This is a genomic window from Actinomadura sp. WMMB 499, from assembly GCF_008824145.1.
Lineage (GTDB): Bacteria > Actinomycetota > Actinomycetes > Streptosporangiales > Streptosporangiaceae > Spirillospora.
On record NZ_CP044407.1, the window covers coordinates 1,151,841 to 1,170,921 of the forward strand.

19 protein-coding genes are annotated in these 19,081 nt (G+C 74.9%); 10 read left to right on the forward strand and 9 right to left on the reverse strand.

Annotated elements, in window-relative coordinates:
- Positions 1 to 57 precede the first annotated feature (57 nt).
- From F7P10_RS04855 to F7P10_RS04865, 3 genes are read right to left on the reverse strand one after another with little or no spacing between them, the layout of a single operon-like run.
- Entirely contained in the window at positions 58 to 1,614 is a 1,557-nt protein-coding gene (locus F7P10_RS04855; protein WP_254716405.1) for an MFS transporter, read from the reverse strand.
- Positions 1,611 to 2,174, reverse strand: a complete 564-nt coding sequence (locus tag F7P10_RS04860) for a TetR/AcrR family transcriptional regulator (protein ID WP_151017834.1) — start codon at positions 2,172 to 2,174, stop codon at positions 1,611 to 1,613. Before F7P10_RS04860 ends, F7P10_RS04855 begins: the two co-directional genes overlap by 4 nt.
- Before the next feature lie 56 nt (positions 2,175 to 2,230).
- Positions 2,231 to 3,103 (reverse strand): aldo/keto reductase, encoded by an 873-nt coding sequence (locus F7P10_RS04865; RefSeq protein WP_151008258.1) that lies wholly within the window; start codon positions 3,101 to 3,103, stop codon positions 2,231 to 2,233.
- Between the two features lie 97 nt (positions 3,104 to 3,200).
- On the opposite strand from F7P10_RS04865, the gene F7P10_RS04870 reads away from it, so the two are divergent.
- Positions 3,201 to 3,878 carry a helix-turn-helix domain-containing protein gene (locus tag F7P10_RS04870; RefSeq protein WP_151008259.1) on the forward strand — a complete coding sequence of 226 codons (678 nt, stop codon included), beginning with the start codon at positions 3,201 to 3,203 and terminating at the stop codon, positions 3,876 to 3,878.
- A 22-nt stretch (positions 3,879 to 3,900) separates the two neighbouring features.
- On the opposite strand, the gene F7P10_RS04875 is transcribed toward F7P10_RS04870, so the two are convergent.
- The 4 genes from F7P10_RS04875 to F7P10_RS04885 are packed head-to-tail and all read right to left on the reverse strand — an operon-like array spanning position 3,901 to position 8,886.
- Complete coding sequence (locus tag F7P10_RS04875) at positions 3,901 to 4,329, reverse strand: hypothetical protein (protein ID WP_254716726.1); 429 nt, start codon at positions 4,327 to 4,329, stop codon at positions 3,901 to 3,903.
- A gap of 5 nt (positions 4,330 to 4,334) precedes the next feature.
- On the reverse strand, positions 4,335 to 5,636 hold the full coding sequence (locus F7P10_RS04880) for a DUF4132 domain-containing protein (RefSeq protein ID WP_254716727.1): 1,302 nt from the start codon (positions 5,634 to 5,636) through the stop codon (positions 4,335 to 4,337).
- Positions 5,558 to 6,868 (reverse strand): hypothetical protein, encoded by a 1,311-nt coding sequence (locus tag F7P10_RS43930; RefSeq protein WP_254716406.1) that lies wholly within the window; start codon positions 6,866 to 6,868, stop codon positions 5,558 to 5,560. Before F7P10_RS43930 ends, F7P10_RS04880 begins: the two co-directional genes overlap by 79 nt.
- Positions 6,869 to 6,882: 14 nt before the next feature.
- Positions 6,883 to 8,886: a DUF4132 domain-containing protein gene (locus tag F7P10_RS04885; protein ID WP_176611302.1), complete on the reverse strand. Its 2,004-nt coding sequence runs from the start codon at positions 8,884 to 8,886 to the stop codon at positions 6,883 to 6,885.
- Between the two features lie 118 nt (positions 8,887 to 9,004).
- Between F7P10_RS04885 and F7P10_RS04890 the strand changes: the two genes are divergently transcribed.
- From F7P10_RS04890 to F7P10_RS04910, 5 genes are all read left to right on the forward strand, one after another.
- Positions 9,005 to 10,456, forward strand: coding sequence for an NAD(P)/FAD-dependent oxidoreductase (locus tag F7P10_RS04890; RefSeq protein ID WP_151008262.1), 1,452 nt, complete (start codon positions 9,005 to 9,007; stop codon positions 10,454 to 10,456).
- 16 nt (positions 10,457 to 10,472) lie between these two features.
- Positions 10,473 to 11,240 carry an SDR family oxidoreductase gene (locus F7P10_RS04895; RefSeq protein ID WP_151008263.1) on the forward strand — a complete coding sequence of 256 codons (768 nt, stop codon included), beginning with the start codon at positions 10,473 to 10,475 and terminating at the stop codon, positions 11,238 to 11,240.
- A 102-nt stretch (positions 11,241 to 11,342) separates the two neighbouring features.
- A complete protein-coding gene (locus F7P10_RS04900) occupies positions 11,343 to 12,266 on the forward strand; it encodes a DMT family transporter (RefSeq protein WP_151008264.1) in 924 nt (307 codons plus the stop codon).
- Between the two features lie 63 nt (positions 12,267 to 12,329).
- Entirely contained in the window at positions 12,330 to 13,241 is a 912-nt protein-coding gene (locus F7P10_RS04905; RefSeq protein ID WP_151008265.1) for an NAD-dependent epimerase/dehydratase family protein, read from the forward strand.
- Positions 13,242 to 13,251: 10 nt separating this feature from the next.
- Complete coding sequence (locus tag F7P10_RS04910) at positions 13,252 to 13,572, forward strand: co-chaperone GroES (RefSeq protein WP_151008266.1); 321 nt, start codon at positions 13,252 to 13,254, stop codon at positions 13,570 to 13,572.
- Here F7P10_RS04910 and aztA read toward each other — a convergent pair.
- Positions 13,563 to 14,258 (reverse strand): zinc ABC transporter ATP-binding protein AztA, encoded by a 696-nt coding sequence (gene aztA, locus F7P10_RS04915; RefSeq protein WP_151008267.1) that lies wholly within the window; start codon positions 14,256 to 14,258, stop codon positions 13,563 to 13,565. The two genes, F7P10_RS04910 and aztA, sit on opposite strands and share 10 nt — an antisense overlap.
- 49 nt (positions 14,259 to 14,307) lie before the next feature.
- Here aztA and aztB point away from each other — a divergent pair, with 49 nt between their 5' ends.
- From aztB to aztD, 4 genes are read left to right on the forward strand one after another with little or no spacing between them, the layout of a single operon-like run.
- Entirely contained in the window at positions 14,308 to 15,192 is an 885-nt protein-coding gene (aztB, locus tag F7P10_RS04920) for a zinc ABC transporter permease AztB (RefSeq protein ID WP_151008268.1), read from the forward strand.
- 38 nt (positions 15,193 to 15,230) lie between these two features.
- Positions 15,231 to 16,388 (forward strand): hypothetical protein, encoded by a 1,158-nt coding sequence (locus tag F7P10_RS04925; protein WP_254716407.1) that lies wholly within the window; start codon positions 15,231 to 15,233, stop codon positions 16,386 to 16,388.
- A complete protein-coding gene (gene aztC / locus F7P10_RS04930) occupies positions 16,382 to 17,317 on the forward strand; it encodes a zinc ABC transporter substrate-binding protein AztC (RefSeq protein ID WP_151008270.1) in 936 nt (311 codons plus the stop codon). The genes F7P10_RS04925 and aztC overlap by 7 nt, the downstream gene beginning before the upstream one ends.
- 32 nt (positions 17,318 to 17,349) lie before the next feature.
- A complete protein-coding gene (gene aztD / locus F7P10_RS04935; RefSeq protein ID WP_151008271.1) occupies positions 17,350 to 18,531 on the forward strand; it encodes a zinc metallochaperone AztD in 1,182 nt (393 codons plus the stop codon).
- A 113-nt stretch (positions 18,532 to 18,644) separates the two neighbouring features.
- Here aztD and F7P10_RS04940 read toward each other — a convergent pair whose 3' ends face one another.
- On the reverse strand, positions 18,645 to 18,872 hold the full coding sequence (locus F7P10_RS04940; RefSeq protein WP_151008272.1) for a hypothetical protein: 228 nt from the start codon (positions 18,870 to 18,872) through the stop codon (positions 18,645 to 18,647).
- Between the last annotated feature and the right edge of the window lie 209 nt (positions 18,873 to 19,081).

Here is a 19,081-nt window from a genome sequence, read left to right on the forward strand (position 1 = left end):
GCGGGCCGGGACGCGGCACGGGCGGCCGCCCCCGGCCGGTGCCGCCGCGGCGGGAGGTCAGTGATCGGCCGCCGACAGGTCGACGTCGCGCGGGGTGAGGCGCCATACGAGGGCGGCGGCGGCCAGCATCAGGACGGCGCCCGCGAGGCCGGTGACGCCGAGGGAGTGCCCGAAGGCCGTCCGCGCCGCCTCCGCCAGGGCGTCGGTGCCGGCGCGGGCGACCTCGAGTGCGCCGCTGATGGACTCGCGGGCCGTCTCGGCGGCGCCGCCGGTGACGCCCAGCCCGGCCAGCTCGCCGTGCGTCAGGCCGCTCCGGTAGACGGCGGCGGCGAGGCTGCCGAGCAGCGCGATGCCGAGCGCGCCGCCGATGTCGTAGCTGGTCTCCTCGACGGCGGCCGCGCTGCCCGCCTGCTCCGGCGGGGCGCCCGCCATGATGACGGCGGACGCGATCGCGAGCGAGCCCGCGCCCGTCCCGATCAGCGTCAGCGCGACGGCCACCGGCCAGTACCCGAGCGGCTCGGGGGCCAGGCCGAGGACGGCGAAGCCGAGCCCGGCGACCGCCAGCCCGCCCGCCAGGACGGTCCGGGCGCCGACCCGCGCGGCGACCGCGGGGGCCGCCGGGGACGCGATGATCGCGGCGACGGCCATCGGCAGCAGCCGCAGGCCCGTCTCCAGCGGCCCGTACCCCTGGACGAGCTGCATCCACTGGGCCATCAGCAGCATCATGCCCGCCATCGCCAGCTCGGTGGTCATCGCCGCGACGGCGCCCGCGCTGAACGAGGGCGTCCGGAACAGCCGCAGTTCCAGCAGCGGCTCGGGACGGCGCAGGCTGCGGCGCACGAACCAGCCGAGCGCGACGGCGGCGACCGCCGCCGACACCAGCGCCGCGGCGTCGGTGGGGCCGTGCTTGCCGGCGCTCTTGATGGCGTAGACGAGCGCGACCATGCCGGCCATCGACAGCATGACGGCGGGGAAGTCCAGCGGCCCGGGGCGCGGATTGCGCGCCTCCGGCAGCAGGACGAGCCCGGCGGCGATCGCCACCGCCATCACCGGCACGTTGACGAGGAACGCCGAGTGCCAGGAGAAGTGCTCCAGCAGGAACCCGCCGAGGATGGGGCCGAACGCCGCGCCGACCGCCGCCATCGCCGACCAGACGCCGAGCGCGGTGGCACGCTCGCGCCCGTCCGGGAACAGGGTGCGGATCATCGACAGCGTGGACGGCATGATCATCGCTCCGCCGACGCCGAGCAGCGCCCGCACCGCGATCACCGCGCCGGGGGTGGTGGCGAACACGACGAGGATCGAGGCGGTGCCGAACACCGCGAAGCCGGCGATCAGCATCCGCTTGCGGCCCCACCGGTCGCCGAGCGCGCTGACCGTGACCAGCAGGCCCGCTACGACGAGGGCGTAGACGTCCACCATCCACAGCAGCGAGACGGTGTCGGGCCGCAGGTCGGCGGAGATCGCCGGCAGCGCCACGTTGAGGATGGTGATGTCCATGACGACGAGCAGGAGGCTCGCCGACAGGACGGCCAGGCCGGCCCAGCGGCGCGGGTCCGGCGCGGCCGCCGCTCCGGGCGCGGTGCGCGGGGTCTCGGGTGTCTTCGCGGTCACGGCCGCGTCCCCGTCCCGTGCAGGAACGTCTCGGCCATCAGCCGGGCGACCTCGCGGGGCGCGACGTCGCCGCGCCGGAGGCTCTCCCTGGCGGTGACGCACATCCCGTAGACCGCGTTGCTGATCCACCGCGCGGGCAGGTCGGGGCGCATCGCCCCGGACCGCTGCGCGGCGGCGTAGAGGGCGATCTCGCGCTCCTCCAGCAGGTCCGAGCGCTCCCGCAGGTGCGGGTACGACTCGGCCGCGGCGAAGGTGAGCGACCAGCCGTGCTCGTGCGCGAGGTCGCCGAACGCCTCCAGCAGCGTCCGGACGGTCGCGAGGTGCACCTCCGGGTCGGCGGACGCGGCGGCGGCGTCGACCCCGGTGGCGTCGAGGGCCGCCTCCCACCGGTCGAGCGCCCGGGTGCCGATCTCGTCGATCAGCTCGTCCCGACCGGCGAAGTGGCGGTGCAGGGTGGCCCGGCTGACCCCGGCGGCCTCGGCGAGGTCGGCCATCGAGGCCGCCGGGTCCTCGTTCAGGCGGCGCAGGACCGCCTCGATGATCTGCTCGCGCACCTGCATGCGCGGCACCCCCGTATCAGATGAGACATCAACGCCTCACATGATACAAGATTGTCTCACTCGTTCGCGTCGCCGGAGAGTTCGGCGAGGTCCTCGGCGGTGAGCCGCAGGCCGGCGGCGGCGATGTTCTCCTCCAGGTGCTCGAGCGAGCCCGTGCCGGGGATCGCGAGCATGACCGGGGACAGCGCGAGCAGGCCCGCCAGCAGGATCTGCGCGGGCGTGGCGCCGTGCCGTTCGGCGACCCGCGCGACGCGCGCGTCGTCCGGGATCCCGAAGCCGCCCAGCGGGAAGTACGGGACGCACGCGATCCCCGCGGCCTCGCATTCGGCGAGCATCGCCGCGTCCTGCGGCATCGTGATGTCGAACCGGTTCTGGACGCCCGCGACCGGCGCGATCGCCCGCGCCTCGGCCAGCTGCGCCGCGTCCACGTGACTCAGCCCGAGATGCCGGATCAATCCCTCCTCGCGCAGCCCGGCGAGGACCTCGAACCGCTCCCCGATCGACTCGCCGCCCGGCGCGTCGATCAGGCCGGGCCGCAGGTTGACGAGGTCGAGCCGGTCCAGCCCGAGCTCGGTCAGGTTCTGCTCGACCTGGGCGCGCAGCCCGTCCGCCCCCGCCTGCCCGGTGGGGAACGGGTCGTCCGGGCCCTTGAAGGGGCCGACCTTCGTCGCGATCACGAGCCCCTCGGGGTACGGGCCGCCGAGCGCCTCGCGGATCAGGACGTTCGCCGCGACGCCGCCGCGCTCGTAGAACGCGGCGGTGTCGATGTGGTCGACGCCGAGCTCCACGGCCCGCCGCAGGACCTTCAGGCCGGTGCCGGGGTCGCGCGGCGGCCCGTCGATGCTCCCCACGGGCAGCCGCATCGCGCCGAATCCCATGCGGCGGACCCGCAGATCGCCGCCGAGCATGAAGTGCGTTTCGTTCGTCATGTCCCCAACCGTGCCTTTTATGACCGGGCCCGGCGAGCGGCTGGCAGTTTGCTGCCATCTGGCAGGTCGCGGGACCGCGGTGGCAGACTGGACGCCGATGAGCGTCGAAACCGTCCCGAGCACCGACCTCAACGTGACGCTGCGCGGCGAGGCCGAGCTGATCGAGCGCGCCGGGCACCTGTTCGAGGCGCGCGAGGAGTTCGCCTGCGCCGCCCGCGACCTCGACACCTGGGCGCTCCCCGGCTTCCGCGAGCAGCTCGTGACCGAGCGCCGGGCCATGCGGCACGCGCCCGCCGTCCGCAAGCTCTACAACCCGGAGGCGCTGGCGACCGAGGCGTCCGAACGGCACCTGCTGGACGTCGCGCGCGCGGGCGTCGCCGTCCGGATCTGCACCGCCCCGCTCCCGTACGAGACGATCGTCGTCGACCGGCGCGTCGCGATCCTGGCGGGCCCGCCGCGCGCCGGGGTGCGCGAGTACACGGTCGTCCGGTCGCCGGGCGTGGTGCGGGGGGTCGTCTCGCTGCTGCAGGCCACCTGGGACCGGTCGGCCGACCTCGCCGACCACCGCCGCGACCGGGCGCCCGCGCTCACCGACGAGAGCCGCCGCATCCTGCGGCTGCTCGCCGACGGGCTGAAGGACGAGGCGGCGGCGCGGCGGCTCGGCATGTCGCTGCGCACGTACCGGCGGCGCGTCGCGGAGATCCTCACGCTGCTCGACGCCGAGTCGCGCTTCCAGGCGGGGCTGCGCGCCCACGAGCTGGGGCTGCTCGCCTGATCCGGCGCCGCGGTCCCGGCGCTCAGCCGCCGGCGAGCGGAACGAGCTTGACGAAGACCAGCTCGGGATCGGCGGTGAGGTCGACCTCCTCGTCGAGGTCCTCGACCTGCCGGTCGCCGGCCAGCACGAGGAACCCGTTCCCGGCGAAGGCGCGCTCGGCGATCTCGGCCTGCCGCTCCCAGTCGAGCCGGCGCGGCTCCCGCAGCCGGTAGCCGTCCGGTCCCGCTTCGGCCCCGTCCGGCCGGACGAGCCCGTTGAACCGCTCGGAAACGCACGCGTTGTGCCGCGCCACCTCCTCCCGGACCCGCAGCCTGACCAGTTCCCGGACGGTCATGCGCGCGGGCAGCCCCGCGACGGCGAACTCCGCGACGGGCCTGCCCGTCGCGGTCTCGTCCCGGAACGTCACCCCGGCCGGCGTCCCCCCGATGGACGGCACTTCGGTGGACCGCACTTCGCTCAACGTGCACCTCGCTCGATCTGCGTCCGGATGGACGGGTCGGTGATCTTCTCGTCGGCGGCGAGCAGGAACGCCTTGCTGAGGATCAGCGACAGCCGCTCCTCCTCGAACGGGACGAAGACGCGTCCGGCCGGGCGCCGCTCCGAGACGACGCACAGGTACGCGCCGTCCGGCTCCATCAGGACGTTCGCCGACCCCAGGTGGATCTTGTACGTGCGCAGCTCGCCGCGGACGACGAGGAACCGGCCGTCGAGCGTGCAGCGGTCCGCGATCTTCGTGCGGGGCAGGACGCGCGCGAGCGCGTCGCGCCGGGTGCGCGCGCTCTCGTCCAGCTCGCCGAAGCGGGCGCGTTCCCAGTACGCGAGCGCCGGGCCGTCGTCCGTCCAGTCGGGGTCGGCGGCGATGGAGGTGACGGAGACGAACAGGTCCACGTCCCGCATCGCCTCGCTGAACACGACCGGGGGCACCTCGGCGAGCGGCGCCGCGCGCCACGCGCCGGCCACGCGGCGGTCGAACCGGATCCGGTCGGTGCCCGCCAGGTCGTCCGGCCCGACCTCGGCCAGCACGTGCGCGAACCGGATCCGCCACTCCCCCGCCAGGACGCGCGCCGCCTCGTCCTGCGCGCCGCCGTCCCACGGGCCGAGCAGGCGGCTCGTCCAGCCGCGCGCCCGGAACAGCGCGAACAGCCGCCGGTAGTGGACGAGGTGCGCGGCGAACCGCGTCGAGTGCGTGCGGGCCTCCTCCTCCGCCGGGGTGAGCCGGTAGATCTCCCGGAACGCCTGCTTGAACGGCTGCCGCACGCCCCGCTCGACCAGCGCGTCCCGCCAGGCCCGGACGTCGCCGCCGCGCGCGCCGATCGGATGCCACAGCCGCACGGCGGCATCGTCGGGGGCGTCCGGGAGGTCGCCGATCGCGGGCAGCACGGCCGTCCAGGCGCCCGGCGCCGTCTCGACCTCCCAGATCAGGCCGCGCACGGTCGGTCCCGCGACCGGATGCCGGACGAGCCGGTCGCGCCACCACCCGAACGCGTGCCGGGCCCCGGCGGGGAAACCGCCCTCCAGCGCCCGGACGAGCGTGGCGAGCTGGGCGCCGACCCGCTTGACGAGGTCGCGCAGCTCCTTCACGGCGTCCTTGTGGTCGCGGCGGACCGCCGCCGGGACGCTCCGCAGCTCCCGCCCGTCCTGCTCGAACGACAGCCGCGCCGCCGTACCGTCGATCGTGATCACGGCGGTGTGGCCGCCCAGCTCGCGGCGCAGCGCACCGTCCGGCCCGAACCCGAGGTCGGGGAGCCGGAGGGCCACCTCGGTGCGCTCGGCCAGCGCCGCGTCGACCTTCTTGAGCATCCGGTCCAGCTGCCGCGGCACCCCGCGTGCCGCACGGCACCGCGCACGTTCCGGATCGCCGTGACCAGTTCGGGCGTCGGGACGTCCTGCGCCGCCCGGACGATCTCGAACAGCAGCGCCTGGGACGGCAGCGTCTTCGCCCCCGTCGGCGCCACCGCGATGTCCGGCAGCAGCCGGTCGAACAGGGCCGGGAGCCACGGCTCGTCGGCGGCGAGCGCGACGCGCGCCGCGCGACCCAGCGCGACCACCTCGTCGGGGCCGAACGCCTTGTCGGCCTTGTAGGGGACCGTCCCGTCCTGTACGGCGCGGGCGCGTTCCGCCGCCTCCCGCAGCGCGCTCCGGGCCCACGCCGCGTACGCGTCGATCCCGGCGGCGCGGTGCCAGGCGTCCGGGAGGGGCGGCGGCGCGGTGTACGTGCGGCCGCGGTCCAGCTCGGTCAGCCACACCCGGTCCCGCGCCCCCAGCCCCGCGATGACGCCGATCTCCCCGGCCGCCACGGGCCCGGCGCCCCGCGAGAGCCGCCCGGCCACCTCCGCGAGCAGGTCACCGTCCGCCTCGCCCGGCGAGGGCGAGCCCGCCGCCCTCTCGGTGCCCCCCGGCCCCCGCGCCGCGGCGGCTTCCCGCGCGACCTGATCGGCTTCCTCCGCCGCCGCACCGCCGCCCGAGCCTCTCCGCGCTCGAGCGGCATCCGGCGCCGGCCGACCGGCGGTCTCCCCCGCGGCGTCGCCCGACCGCGACTCCTGCGGTGGGGCGGCGGTGAGGCCCGCGACGGCCAGGAGGGCCAGCGGGGCGCCGAGGTCTTCCGCGTCCAGGAGGAACCGGACGAGCGTGCGCGCGGGGGTCGCGAGGCCGTCCGGCCACGGGCCGGGGCAGCGGGCGAGCGCCGCCGTGCCCAGCGTGAGGTCGGCCCAGTTGCGGCGCGGCAGCCCGGCGACGAGCGCGTCGAACATCCGGCGGCACGCGTCGGGGGTGAACTCGGGCTGCCGCTCGGCGGCGGCCTCCTCGACCGCGAACCGCGCGATCGTCGCCGCATGCCCCCGCGCCGCGTCCGGCACCGCGTACGCGGCGGGGAGCAGGTCGCCGAGGGCCGTGCCGGGCAGCGCGGCCAGGACGTCATCGGTGGCGACGAAGCCCTCGTCCTCGGGGGCGGGTTCGGTCAGGACGCGGTGCAGGCGGGCGGCGATGTCCATGCGGGGTCCTTCGGTCAGCGGGTGATCTGGCTGCGGACGGACGGGTCGGTGATCTCCCCATCGGCGGCGAGCAGGAACGCCTTGCTGAGGATCAGCGACAGCCGCTCGTCCTCGAAGGGCAGGAGCACCCGGCCGCCGGGCCTTCCCCGGACGATGCACAGGTACGCGCCGTCCGGCTCCATCAGGACGTTCGCCGACCCCAGGTGGATCCTGTACGTACGCAACCCGCCGCGGACGACGAGGAACCGGCCGTCGAGCGTGCAGCGGTCCGCGATCTTGGTGCGGGGCAGCACGCGCTCCAGCGCGGCACGGCGCACCTCGGCGGTCGCCGTCAGCTCCCCGAACGCGTGCTCGTGCCAATAGCCGCGGTGGCGTTCGTCGCCCCGGTCCGCCCATTCGGGGTCGGCGGCGATGGAGGTGACGGAGACGAACAGGTCCACGTCCCGCATCGCCTCGCTGAACACGGCCGGGGGCACCTCGGCCAGGGACGCCTCCCGCCAGTGCCGCCCGTCGCGGCGCTCGAACCGGACCTGGTCGGTCGCGGCGTGCCCGGCCCCCGCGCGGTCGTGGAAGCAGCACGCGCGCCACCGGCCGCCCGCGAACTCGCCGCGCGCCTCCCCGTCGCCGCCGTCGAAGGGGCCGAGGTAGTTCGCCTGCCAGCCGCGCTCCCTGATCAGTGCGTACAGCCGGTCGTACTGGACGATGTGCCCGGCGAACCGGTTGGAGTAGGTACCGGTCCCCTCCTCCGCCGGGGTGAGCAGGTAGACCTCCCGGAACGCCTGTTTGAACGGCTGCCGCACGCCCGCGGCCGTGACGTGCTCCCGCCAGGCGCGCACCTCGTCCACCGTCGCGCGGACCGGGTGCCAGAGCCGGACGTGCGCGGGCTCCTCGGGAATCGCGCCGGGCGCGAGGGCGCGCCACACACCGTCCGTCCCTTGGAACTCCCAGATCAGGCCGCGCACCACCGCCCCGGTGACCGGGTGGTCGCGGTAGTGCGCGCGCCACTCGCCGAACGTCCACGTGCGTCCGGCGGACAGGAGCCCCTCGACGCGGCGGCGCTCGTTCGCGAGGGTGCCGCGCACCTCCTTCGCGAGCGCCTTCAGCTCCGCGAGTTCGGCCGCGAACCCGTCCCGGACCGCCACGGGGGCCGTGCGGGACGCGCGCCCGTCCGGGCCGGTGAAGGTGATCCGGACGGTCGCGGCGTCCTCGACCGCGAGCCGTGCCGTGTGCGCGCCGAGCGCCCGCGCGGTCGAGCCGTCCGGTCCCAGCCCGTGGGCGGGGACGCCGCGCTCGGCGGCCTGGTCCGGCGTCAGCCCGAGCCGCTGGCCCGCGGTCCGCAGCGCCGCGTCGATCTGCTTGCGCAGGCCGCGGTGCCCGATCCGGCCCCGCAGGCCCGTGAGCGCCTCGAGCCCGGCGGGGCCGTCGGCGGCGCCGAGCGCGTTGACCGCCGCGCCCGCGACCTTCAGGCACTCCGCGAGGGGGGCCGGGCCGGACACGGGCGCCGCGTCCGGGACGGCCTCGGCGCCGACCACCCAGACCGTCCGGCGGGGCTCGTGGCCGGCGGGCGGCTCGCCGCACGGCGTCCGCCCGCCGCCCAGGGCGCGCGGGGCGAGGACGGCGAGGTGCGGGACGACGTCGGGGACGGTCAGGGCCGCCGCCCACACGATCCCGCGCGCGAGGTCGGTGTGGTCGTCGTGCACGAGGTAATGCTCGTGGTGGGCGAACTCGTCGCCGTTCTCGTCCGCGTAGGGCCGGTGGACGGACGGGCCGTGGTGCTCGCTGCACAGCGGGGCGTCCTCGGCGAGGATCCGGACGGTCTCGGCCAGCGCGGCGCGCGCTCCGGCGGCGTCGGCGAGGGCGACGCAGGTCCGGCGCCACGTCTGCGCCGGGCGCGGGCCGGACAGGCTCCGCAGGTGACGGACGAGTCCGGCGGCGCCCGGGTCCGCGAGGGCACGGAACGGGGCGGTCCACGGCGCCCGGGCGAGGGCGGGCGCGTCGAGGGGGAACACGTCGGGCATGCGAGCGATCGTCCCAGAGCCGCCCGACAAAACGGCCGTTCCGCCGCTCTGGTCAGTGACCTCATGGTCACCTACGCTCGGAACAGGGTTCGACAGAACGAGATTCGGGACGGCGCCCATGACGCACGGCGTGGTGATCATCGGAAGCGGGTTCGGCGGCATCGGGATGGCCATCCGGCTCGGCATGGCCGGGGTGCGCGACGTGGTGCTCCTGGAGAAGGCCCGCGACCTCGGCGGAACCTGGCGCGACAACACCTATCCGGGCGCCGCCTGCGACGTCCCGTCGCACCTGTACTCGTTCTCGTTCGAGCCGAAGACCGACTGGACGCGCCGGTTCCCGCCGCAGCCCGAGATCCTCGACTACCTGCGGCACTGCGCGCGCAAGTACGGCGTCCTGGACAAGATCCGGTTCGGTACCGAGGTCACCGAGGCGCGCTTCGACGAGGACGCCGCGCTGTGGCGGATCTCCACCACGGGCGGCGAGCTGGAGGCGCGCGTGCTGGTGGCGGCGGCCGGGCAGCTCAACCGGCCGGCCCTCCCGGAGATCGCGGGCCGCGAGTCCTTCGCCGGGCCGAGCTTCCACTCCGCCCGCTGGGACCACGGCACCGACCTGCGCGGGCGCCGCGTCGCCCTGATCGGGACGGGCGCCAGCGCGATCCAGATCGTCCCCGAGCTCGCGCGGGAGGTCGCCGAGCTGCGGCTCTACCAGCGGACTCCCCCGTACGTGATCGACAAGCCCGACCGGCCCTACCCGGCCTGGAAGCAGGCCGTCCTCAGGAACGTGCCGGGCGCGTACGCGCTGAGCCGCGCCCGCATCTACACGCAGCTCGAGTCGCGCGCACTGGGCTTCTTCAAGTATCCGAAGCTGATGGGCCTCATGGAGCACCGGTTCCGGCGGGACCTGCGCGACGCCGTCGGCGATCCGGGCCTGCGGGACGCGCTCCAGCCCGGCTACCGGATGGGGTGCAAGCGGATCCTGGTGTCCAACGACTACTATCCGGCTCTCATCAGGCCGAACGTCCACCTGATGACCGACCCGATCGAGCGGATCACGCCGTCGGGCGTCGCGACGTCCGGCGGCGAGCACCCGGCCGACGTGCTCGTCTACGCGACCGGGTTCAGCACCACCGACTTCCTCGCCCCCATGAAGATCGTCGGACGGGACGGCCGGGAGCTGAACGAGGCGTGGCGGGACGGCGCCCGCGCCCACCTCGGGATCACCGTCAGCGGCTTCCCGAACCTGTTCCTGCTCTACGGCCCGTACACCAACCTGGGGCACAACTCGATCATCTACATGCTCGAGTCGCAGTTCCGGTACGTCCTCGGCTGCGTGAACGTCCTCCGCCGCCACGCGCTCGACTGGATCGACGTGCGCCCGGACGTCGAGGACGCGTTCGTCCGGGAGATGCGGTCGCGGATGCGCGGCACCGTGTGGGAGGGGGGCTGCGACAGCTGGTACCGGCAGGCGGACGGGACGGTCGTGAACAACTGGCCCGGGTTCACGTTCGCCTACCGCAACGCCACCCGGCGTCCCGATCCGCGCCACTTCCGCGCCCGGCGGGCGGGGTGATCGGTAGGCTCGTGCCATGCCGACCGCCTTCATCACCGGCGCGACCGCCGGCATCGGCGCCGCCTTCGCCCGGCGGCTCGCCTCCGACGGGTTCGACCTCGTGCTGCTCGCCCGCGACACCGCCCGCCTCGACCGGACCGCCGCCGAGCTGCGCGACCGGTACCGGGTGCGCGCCGAGACGCTGACCGCCGACCTGGCCACCGAGGAGGGCCTGGCCGCCGCGGAGGCACGGGTCCGCGAGGGCGTCGACCTCCTGGTCAACAACGCCGGATTCGGCAACAAGGGCGTCTTCCTCGACGTGCCGGTCGACGCCGAGCTCACGATGCTGAAGGTGCACTGCGAGGCCGTCCTGCGCCTCACCCGGGCCGCCGTCCCCGGCATGCTCGAGCGCGGCCGCGGCGGCGTGATCAACGTGTCGTCGGTCGCGGCGTTCGCGACGCGCGGCACCTACGGCGCGTCCAAGGCGTGGGTGGTGAGCTTCAGCGAGGGCGTCGCCGAGGACATCGCGGCCCGCTCCGGCGGCCGCGTCCGCGTCATGGCGCTCTGCCCCGGCTTCGTGCACACCGAGTTCCACGAGCGCGCCCGGATGGACATGTCGGACGTCCCGGACTTCATGTGGCTCGACAAGGACGCCGTCGTCGACGCCGGGCTCCGCGACCTGCGCCGCGGGCTGCGCGTCAGCGTACCGGGCGTCCAGTACAAGACGATCGTGGGCTTCACCCGGCTGCTGCCCCGGGGTCTCGTCTCGCGCCTCTCGTCCACGCGCGGGCGCAGATACGACTGATCCCTTGTCAGGCGGGGCCCGGCGGGGCAATCTGTAGGGGCTGTCGCTCTTCCGGCGCGCGAGCGGCGTCCTTCGCCCCGCACGCCGAGAGGTCATTCACGAATGGGTCACGACCTGGGCCACGCCGCCCTCGCGCTGATCGCGACCACTACTTACTACGTCGCGTTCCTGATCTTCCGGGTGTCCGCGCGCCGGATGGAACCGCTGCGCGGCGGGCACCCGTTCCGCGTCGCCCGGCTGATGCTGACCGACCCGATCTGGCTCGGCGGCGGGCTGCTGCTCTTCCTCGGGCTCGGCTACGAGATCGTCGCGTTCTCGCTGCTGCCGCTCGCGGTCGTGCAGCCGATCTTCGCCGTCGGGCTCGTCCTGCTCGTCGCGTACGCCGTGTGGTTCCTGGACGAGCGGCTGGCGCCCCGCGAATGGGCAAGCATGGGGCTGTTCGTGCTGGCCACCGTGCTCATCGGCGTCTCCGCCTCCCCCGGTGAGCCGGTCGCGGACGCGACGCTGGCCGGCACTCTCGCCTCGCCGTGGCCGATGCTCGCGCTGTGCGTCCCGGCGTTCCTCGTCGCGGCCCTGGTCTGGCTCGTCGGGGACCGGAAGGTGAGCGGGCGGCACGCCCGGCGGCTGTCCGGAGTCGCCTACGGCATCGGCGCCGGGGCCTGCGCGGGCCTCGCCGAGGCCGGGATCCGCGGCATCGCGATCGTCTACGCGGACACCGGCAGCCTCTGGGCCGTCCTGGAGTCGCCCTACCCGTACCTCACGCTGGGGTTCGCCGCGATCGCGCTCGGCCAGCTGCAGGTCGCGCTGCAGCGGTGCCGGGTGGCGATCGTCGCGGCCGTCCTGACCGTGATCGGACGGCTGTACCTGATCGTCAGCGGGACCGTCCTGTTCGGCGAGGAGTGGCCGCGCGATGCGGGGCCGTTCCTGCTGCGGGCGGCCGGTTTCGGCCTCGCCCTCGCCGCCCTCGCCCTGTTCCCCCGCTACGAGCAGGAGCCGCGTCCGGAGCGGGTGCACCAGACCGCGTGACCGGCCGGCGCCGGCCCCCGCGCCGGGCGTGCGCCCGGTGGCCCGATCGGCGATGCTGGCGGTATGCGGATCCTGGTCACCGGCGCGGGCGGGTACATCGGCTACGCGGTCGCGCGGCGGCTGGCGGCGGCGGGCCACGAGGTGGACGGGCTCGTCCGCCGGGCGGCGGACCTGCCGCGCGGTGTCCGTGCCGTCACCGGCGACCTGCTCGGCGCCCTGCCCCCGGGCCCCTACGACGCCGTGTGCCATCTCGCGGCGCGCACCCGCGTCCGCGAGTCCTTCGACGATCCGCTCGCCTACTACGAGACGAACGTGGGCGGCACCCTCGCGCTGCTGCGGGCTCTCGGCGGCGGCGGCGCGCACGTCGTGTTCGGGTCGACCGCCGCCGTGTACGGCGCGCCGCCGGAGGGGCGGCCGATCCCGGAGACGGCGGCGACCGCGCCGGCCGGCCCGTACGGCGCGACCAAGCTCGCCGCCGAGCAGATGATCCGGCAGTACGCCCGCACGGGCGCGATCGGCGCGACGGTCCTGCGCACGTTCAACGTCTCCGGCTCGGTCGACGGGCGGCCCGACCCCGACCCCACCCGGCTGATCCCGAAGGCCCTCGCGGTCGCGGCCGGGCGCGCCCCGCACCTGGAGATCAACGGCGACGGCCTGGCGGTCCGCGAGTACCTGCACGTGGACGATCTCGCGGCCGCGTACGTCCGCGCGCTGGAGGCCGCCGCACGCCCCGGCGAGGACCGCGTCTACAACGTCGGCACCGGGACGGGCACGGCCGTCCACGAGGTGGTCGCCACCGTCGAGCGGGTCACCGGACGGCCCGTCCCCGCGCACCGGCGCCCGGCCGTCCCGGAGCCGCCGGAGCTGGTCTGCGACGCCGCCGCGATCCGCGCCGACCTGGGCTGGCGGGCGTCCCGCGCACTCCCGGAGCTCATCGCGGACGCATGGAACGCCCTCACCCGCACGAACGACTAAACTCGCCCGCGTGTCCGAGCCGAAGTTCGAAGTCCAGATGCTCCACGACCGCGTCATGATCAGGGTCGAGAAGGACAGCGGGGAGCGCCGCAGCACCGGCGGGATCGTGATCCCCGCGACGGTCGAGGAGACCAACCGCCTGGTCTGGGGCGAGGTCTGCGGGGTCGGCCACCACGTGCGCGTCGTCAAGCCCGGCGACCGCGTCCTGTTCCACCCGGGCGACCAGTACGAAGTCGAGATCCAGGGCGAGAACTACCTGGTCATGCGCGAGCGCGACCTGCACGCCATCGCCAGCGAGCGCCCCGAGCACGGCACCGGCCTCTACCTCTGATCCGCCTGCCCCGCCCGGCCCGCCGTCGCTGACGCGGGCGCGGGCGGCTCCTCGGCGAGCAGCCGGCCCTCCCGGAGCGGCAGCCGGTGCGCGGCGTGCGCGGCGGCGTCGGCGTCGTGCGTCGCGTGGACGATCGTGACGCCGGCCGAGACGAGGTCGTCGAAGATCTCGAGGATGCGCCGCCGGGCGTCCCGGTCCAGCCCCGCGCCCGGCTCGTCGAGCAGCAGCAGGTCGGACCGCTGGGCGAGCCCCTGGGCGATGAGCACGCGCTGGTACTGGCCGCCGGACAGGCCGCCCAGCTGCCTGCGGGCCAGATCCGCGACGCCCACCCGTTCCATGCAGTCCGCGACCACCGTCCGGTCCGCCCTGGTGAGCGGCCGCCACCAGCCGCGCCGCGCCCAGCACCCCATCGCCACCGTGTCGCGCACCGTCATGGGCAGCGCGGCCGGGACGTCGGTGTGCTGGAGCACCAGCGCGGGCCGCCGCCCGCTCGCGCGCTCGAGCGTGCCCGCCGTCGGCGCGAGGGTCCCCGCGAGGACGCCGAGCAGCGTCGACTTTCCCGAGCCGTTGTGGCCCACGAGGGCGGTCACCCGCGACCGCGGCACGCGGGCCGTGATGTCGTGCAGCACCGTCGCGGCGCCGTAGCCCGCCCGGATCCCGCGCATGGTGATCGCTGTCTCGTCCATCCGCCCCTCCTTGCAAACGATAATGGTTTTCATTGTACGATGCTCGACCATGGAGTGGCTTTTCGCCCCCTTTGGGGTGTCTTTCGTGGAGCGGGCGCTCTTCGGCGGGCTGCTGGTCTCCGGCATCTGCGCGCTGGCCGGCACGTGGGTGGTGCTGCGCGGCATGGCCTTCCTCGGCGACGCGATGTCGCACGGGATGCTGCCCGGCGTCGCGGCGGCGTCCATGCTGAACGGGAGCCTGTTCGCGGGCGCGCTGGTCAGCGCGGCCGCGATGGCGCTCGGGGTGACCGCCCTGTCCCGGTCGCCGCGGCTGTCCCAGGACACGAGCATCGGGCTGCTGTTCGTCGGCATGCTCGCCACCGGCGTGATCCTGGTGTCGCACTCGCAGAGCTTCGCGGTGGACCTGACGGCCTTCCTGTTCGGCGACGTGCTCGCCGTGCGGCCCGTCGACCTGGCGCTGCTCGCCGCGGCGCTGTGCGTCGCGGCCGTCATCGCCGCCGCCGGGCACCGCTCCTTCGTCGCCCTCGCCTTCGACCCGCGCAAGGCGCGGACCCTGGGCCTGCGGCCCCGGCTGGCCCACGCGCTGCAGCTGGGCCTGCTGACCCTCGCGATCACCGCGTCCTTCCACGTGGTGGGCACCCTGCTGGTGTTCGGGCTGCTGATCGCGCCGCCCGCCGCGATGGCGCTGTGGGCGCGCAGCGTCCCGATGGTGATGGCCGGGGCGGCGCTGCTCGGCGCGCTCTCGACCTTCACCGGCCTGCTCGTCTCCTGGCATCTGGGCACCGCGGCGGGCGCGACGATCGCCGCGACCGCCGTGGCCCTGTTCTTCCTCTCCGCGCTGGGCGCCGGCCTGCGCGACCGCCGTCCGCGCGGCGCGCCCTCCGCCGCGTCCCCGAGCACCCCCGACCGAAGGGAACCCGAGTACTCGTCATGATCTGTGGCAACACGAGAGGCGCCCGGTGGAACGCGCCGGTGACCGTGCTCGCGGCGGGGATCCTCCTCGCGGCGTGCGGTGGCTCCGGAGGCGACACCGGCTCCGCGAGCGCCGGATCGACCCCGCACGGCTACGTCGAGGGCGCCGAGGAGACGGCCGAGGCGCAGTGGCGGCTCGTCCTCGCCGACGCGGAGGGCGGCCGGATCCACATGCTGGACCCCGCCACCGGCGAGAGCTCCCCCGCCGGGGACGTCTCCGGGGTCACGGCGGCTCGCAGCGACGGCCGCTTCGCCTACCTGGCCACCGGGAACGGCCTGCGTGTCTTCGACAGCGGGACCTGGACGGTCGACCACGGCGACCACGTGCACTACTACCGGGCCGCCGCGCGGACGGTCGGCGACGCCGGCGTCGCGGGGACGCCCGGCGTCACCGGCGACGCCGCCGCGACCGCCCTCGCCGCGGGCGCGGAGGTGCGCGTCCTCGATCGGAAGGCCCTCGACGACGGGAAGATCGCGGAGCTGTCCCGGGTGGCCGGCCGGGCGGCCGCCGTCCACGCGGGGCACGTGGTGGTCGCCGCCGCGAACGGGGAGGTGAGCGTGCACGGCCGCGACGGCGGCCGCACGTCGTCGCTCTCCGAGCCGTGCCCCGAGCCCCGCGGGCAGGCGGCGACCCGGCGCGGAGCCGTCCTCGGCTGCGCGGACGGGGCGCTGCTCGTCACGGGCGAGGACGGAACGTTCCAGGCGACGAAGGTCCCGTACCCCGGCGAGGTGCCGGAGGGCGAGCGGGCCGCGGAGTTCCGGCACCGCCCCGGATCGGACGTGCTGGCCTCCCGGGCCGGGGACGAGGGCGCCTGGGTCCTCGACGTCCGCGCCCGGGAATGGCACCGCGTCGGCTCCGGGCCCGCGCTCGCCGTGAACGCGGTGGGCGAGGACTCGCCCGTCCTGCTGCTCGGCCGGGACGGCGCGCTGCGCTCCTACGATCCCGCGACGGGCGAGGAACTGGCGGAGACCGAACTGCTGGAGGAGGCCGGCGGGGACGGCGCCGCCCCGGTGATCGAGATCGACACCGCGCGCGCCTACGTCAACGACGCGGCCGGCCGCGCCGTCCACGAGATCGACTACAACGACGACCTGCGGGTGGCGCGCACCTTCGACCTCCCCTTCTCCCCCGCGCACATGGTGGAGACGGGATGGTGACCGCGGCGGCCCCGGCACGGCGCGTCGTCGCGGTCCTGGCGGCGCTGTGGCTGGCGGTGTCCGCGGCGGGCTGCTCGGCACTGGACTCCGGCGGGCGGTCGGGCGTCGTCGTCACGACCAACATCCTCGGCGACATCACCCGCGCCATCGTGGGCGACCGGGCCGAGGTGACGGTCCTGATGAAGCCCGACGCCGACCCGCATTCGTTCGGGGTGTCCGCGCGGGACGCCGCCCGCATCGAGAACGCCGCGCTGCTGATCCACAACGGCCTCGGCCTCGAGGAGGGCGTGGCGCGCAACGTCCGGGCCGCCGCCGACCAGGGCGTCCCGACGCTCGCCGCCGGCGAGAAGGCCGACCCGATCCCCTTCGCCGAGGGCCGCACCGAGGCCGAACCCGACCCGCACTTCTGGACCGACCCCGTCCGGGTGCTCAAGGCCGTCGACGCCATCACCGCCCAGGTCGTCGAGCACGTCGACGGCATCGACGAGGCGGGGGTCCGGGCGGCCGCGGCCGCGTACCGCGAGCGGGTCGAGGACCTGGACGGGTGGATGCGGGCCGAGTTCGAGAAGATCCCGCCCGAGCGCCGCAACCTGGTCACCAACCACCACGTGTTCGGCTACCTCGCCCAGCGCTACGGCTTCGAGGTCATCGGGGCCGTCATCCCCAGCGGCACCACGCTCGCCTCGCCCAGCGGATCGGACCTCGAGTCGCTCGCGACCGCGGTCCGCGAGGCGGACGTCCGCACGGTGTTCGCCGACTCCTCCCAGCCGGACCGGCTCGCCCGCGTGATGGCCCGGGAGACCGGCCTCGACATCCGGGTCGTCCCGCTCTACTCCGAGTCGCTCACCGCCGCCGACGGCGGCGCTCCCACCTACCTGCGCATGATGCGCGCCAACACCGAGGCGATCACCGGCGGCCTCGCACGCTGACCCGGTCCCCCGATGAAAGTGAGAGAAAAGAGATGAGATTCACCCTCCGGTCCAGGGCCGCGCTGCCCGCGGCGATGGTCGCGGCCGGTCTCGCGCTGAGCGCCTGCGGCGGCCAGGACGACTCCGGGTCGGCCGCGACCGACGAGACGTCCGCGCCCGCCGCCGTCAAGGTGAAGGAGCCGCTGGTCGCGACCTACGACGGCGGCCTGTACGTTCTCGATCCCGCCACGCTCAAGATCGTCCAGGACTTCCCGCTCGAGGGGTTCAACCGGGTCAACCCCGCGGGCGACGGCCGCCACGTCATGGTGTCCACCTCCACCGGATTCCGCGTGCTGGACGCCGCAGGCGCCCGGCTCACCGACGACGAGTTCGCCGCGCCCAAGCCCGGACACGTCGTCCACCACGCGGGCAAGACCGTGCTGTTCTCCGACGGCACCGGCAAGGTGACCGTCTTCGACTCCGGCGAGCTGGGCGGCGGCGGGCTGCCGGAGACCGAGACCCACGACAGCGAGCACCCGCACCACGGGGTGGCCGTGGTCCTCTCCGGCGGCGAGATGCTGACCACGCTCGGCACCGAGGAGGAGCGCACCGGCGTCCACGTCCTGGACGCGAACCGCGAGGAGATCGCGCGCAGCGAGGAATGCCCGGGCGTGCACGGCGAGGCGACCGCCGAGGGCGAGGCCGTCGTCATCGGCTGCGAGAACGGCGCGCTCCTCTACCGGAACGGCGAGATCACCAAGGTCGACGCGCCGGACGAGTACGGGCGCATCGGCAACCAGGCCGGCCACGAGGAGTCGCCGATCGTCCTCGGCGACTACAAGACCGACCCCGACGCCGAACTCGAGCGCCCCGAGCGGGTGTCGCTCATCGACACCCGGACCGGTGAGCTCGAACTGGTCGACCTCGGGACGAGCTACAGCTTCCGCTCCCTGGCGCGCGGCCCCCACGGAGAGGCCCTGGTCCTGGGCACCGACGGCGCGATCCACGTCATCGACCCCGAGAGTGCCGAGGTCACGAAGCGGATCGAGGTCGTGGGCGAGTGGCGGGAACCCCTGGAGTGGCAGCAGGCCCGCCCCACCCTCTACGTCCGTGACCGCACCGCGTACGTCACCGATCCCGGCAGCCGCACGCTGCACGCGGTCGACATCGAGTCGGGCGAGGTGAAGACCGAGGCGCGGACGCCCCGGCCGACCAACGAACTGACCGGGGCCTGAGCACCGCCGCGGGAGTCCCGGTACGGGGCTCCCGCACGGGCTCCCCGCACGGGGCCCACGGCTCACGCGCGCAATCGGCGCTCGCGGGCTTTCGGTGAACCGGGCGCGGGGTTTCAGAGCTTGAAAAGCTTCGCGAACGGCGCGAGAATCCTCACTTTTCGCGTTCCGAAGTCGACCAGGACGGCGCGCCCTGGCTCGACCTCCACGACGCGGCCGAGCCCGTACTTGTCGTGGGTGACCTGGTCCTGGAGCTCGAACTCCTCGACCGGCGGCGCCGCGGGCGGGGGCTTGAAGGGACTGGTGGGCAGGTGTCGCCGATGGGGCGGCTTTGACGATTTCATCACCCACCAGTATGCGCCCACCCGGCCGTGACCGGCAGCCGCATCCGCCATCCGGCATGGAATTCACCCGCGCGCCACACCGGGTGGTCGGCGGATTTGACGACTCGTGTGGTAGCGTACGAATGGTTGCGGTTCCCATAGACTTCGTGCGCTTGCGGTGTTCGACCCCAAGCGCTTTTTTGTTGCTCCGGATGGGCCATCGCGGCAGG

Coding starts and splice junctions, on each gene's coding strand:
- F7P10_RS04860 (WP_151017834.1), bottom strand. CDS start 2,174: ATGCAGGTGCGCGAGCAGATCATCGAGGCGGTCCTGCGCCGCCTGAAC.
- F7P10_RS04865 (WP_151008258.1), bottom strand. CDS start 3,103: ATGACGAACGAAACGCACTTCATGCTCGGCGGCGATCTGCGGGTCCGC.
- F7P10_RS04870 (WP_151008259.1), top strand. CDS start 3,201: ATGAGCGTCGAAACCGTCCCGAGCACCGACCTCAACGTGACGCTGCGC.
- F7P10_RS43930 (WP_254716406.1), bottom strand. CDS start 6,868: ATGGACATCGCCGCCCGCCTGCACCGCGTCCTGACCGAACCCGCCCCC.
- F7P10_RS04885 (WP_176611302.1), bottom strand. CDS start 8,886: ATGCCCGACGTGTTCCCCCTCGACGCGCCCGCCCTCGCCCGGGCGCCG.
- F7P10_RS04890 (WP_151008262.1), top strand. CDS start 9,005: ATGACGCACGGCGTGGTGATCATCGGAAGCGGGTTCGGCGGCATCGGG.
- F7P10_RS04895 (WP_151008263.1), top strand. CDS start 10,473: ATGCCGACCGCCTTCATCACCGGCGCGACCGCCGGCATCGGCGCCGCC.
- F7P10_RS04900 (WP_151008264.1), top strand. CDS start 11,343: ATGGGTCACGACCTGGGCCACGCCGCCCTCGCGCTGATCGCGACCACT.
- F7P10_RS04905 (WP_151008265.1), top strand. CDS start 12,330: ATGCGGATCCTGGTCACCGGCGCGGGCGGGTACATCGGCTACGCGGTC.
- aztA (WP_151008267.1), bottom strand. CDS start 14,258: ATGGACGAGACAGCGATCACCATGCGCGGGATCCGGGCGGGCTACGGC.
- aztB (WP_151008268.1), top strand. CDS start 14,308: ATGGAGTGGCTTTTCGCCCCCTTTGGGGTGTCTTTCGTGGAGCGGGCG.
- aztC (WP_151008270.1), top strand. CDS start 16,382: ATGGTGACCGCGGCGGCCCCGGCACGGCGCGTCGTCGCGGTCCTGGCG.
- aztD (WP_151008271.1), top strand. CDS start 17,350: ATGAGATTCACCCTCCGGTCCAGGGCCGCGCTGCCCGCGGCGATGGTC.
- F7P10_RS04940 (WP_151008272.1), bottom strand. CDS start 18,872: ATGAAATCGTCAAAGCCGCCCCATCGGCGACACCTGCCCACCAGTCCC.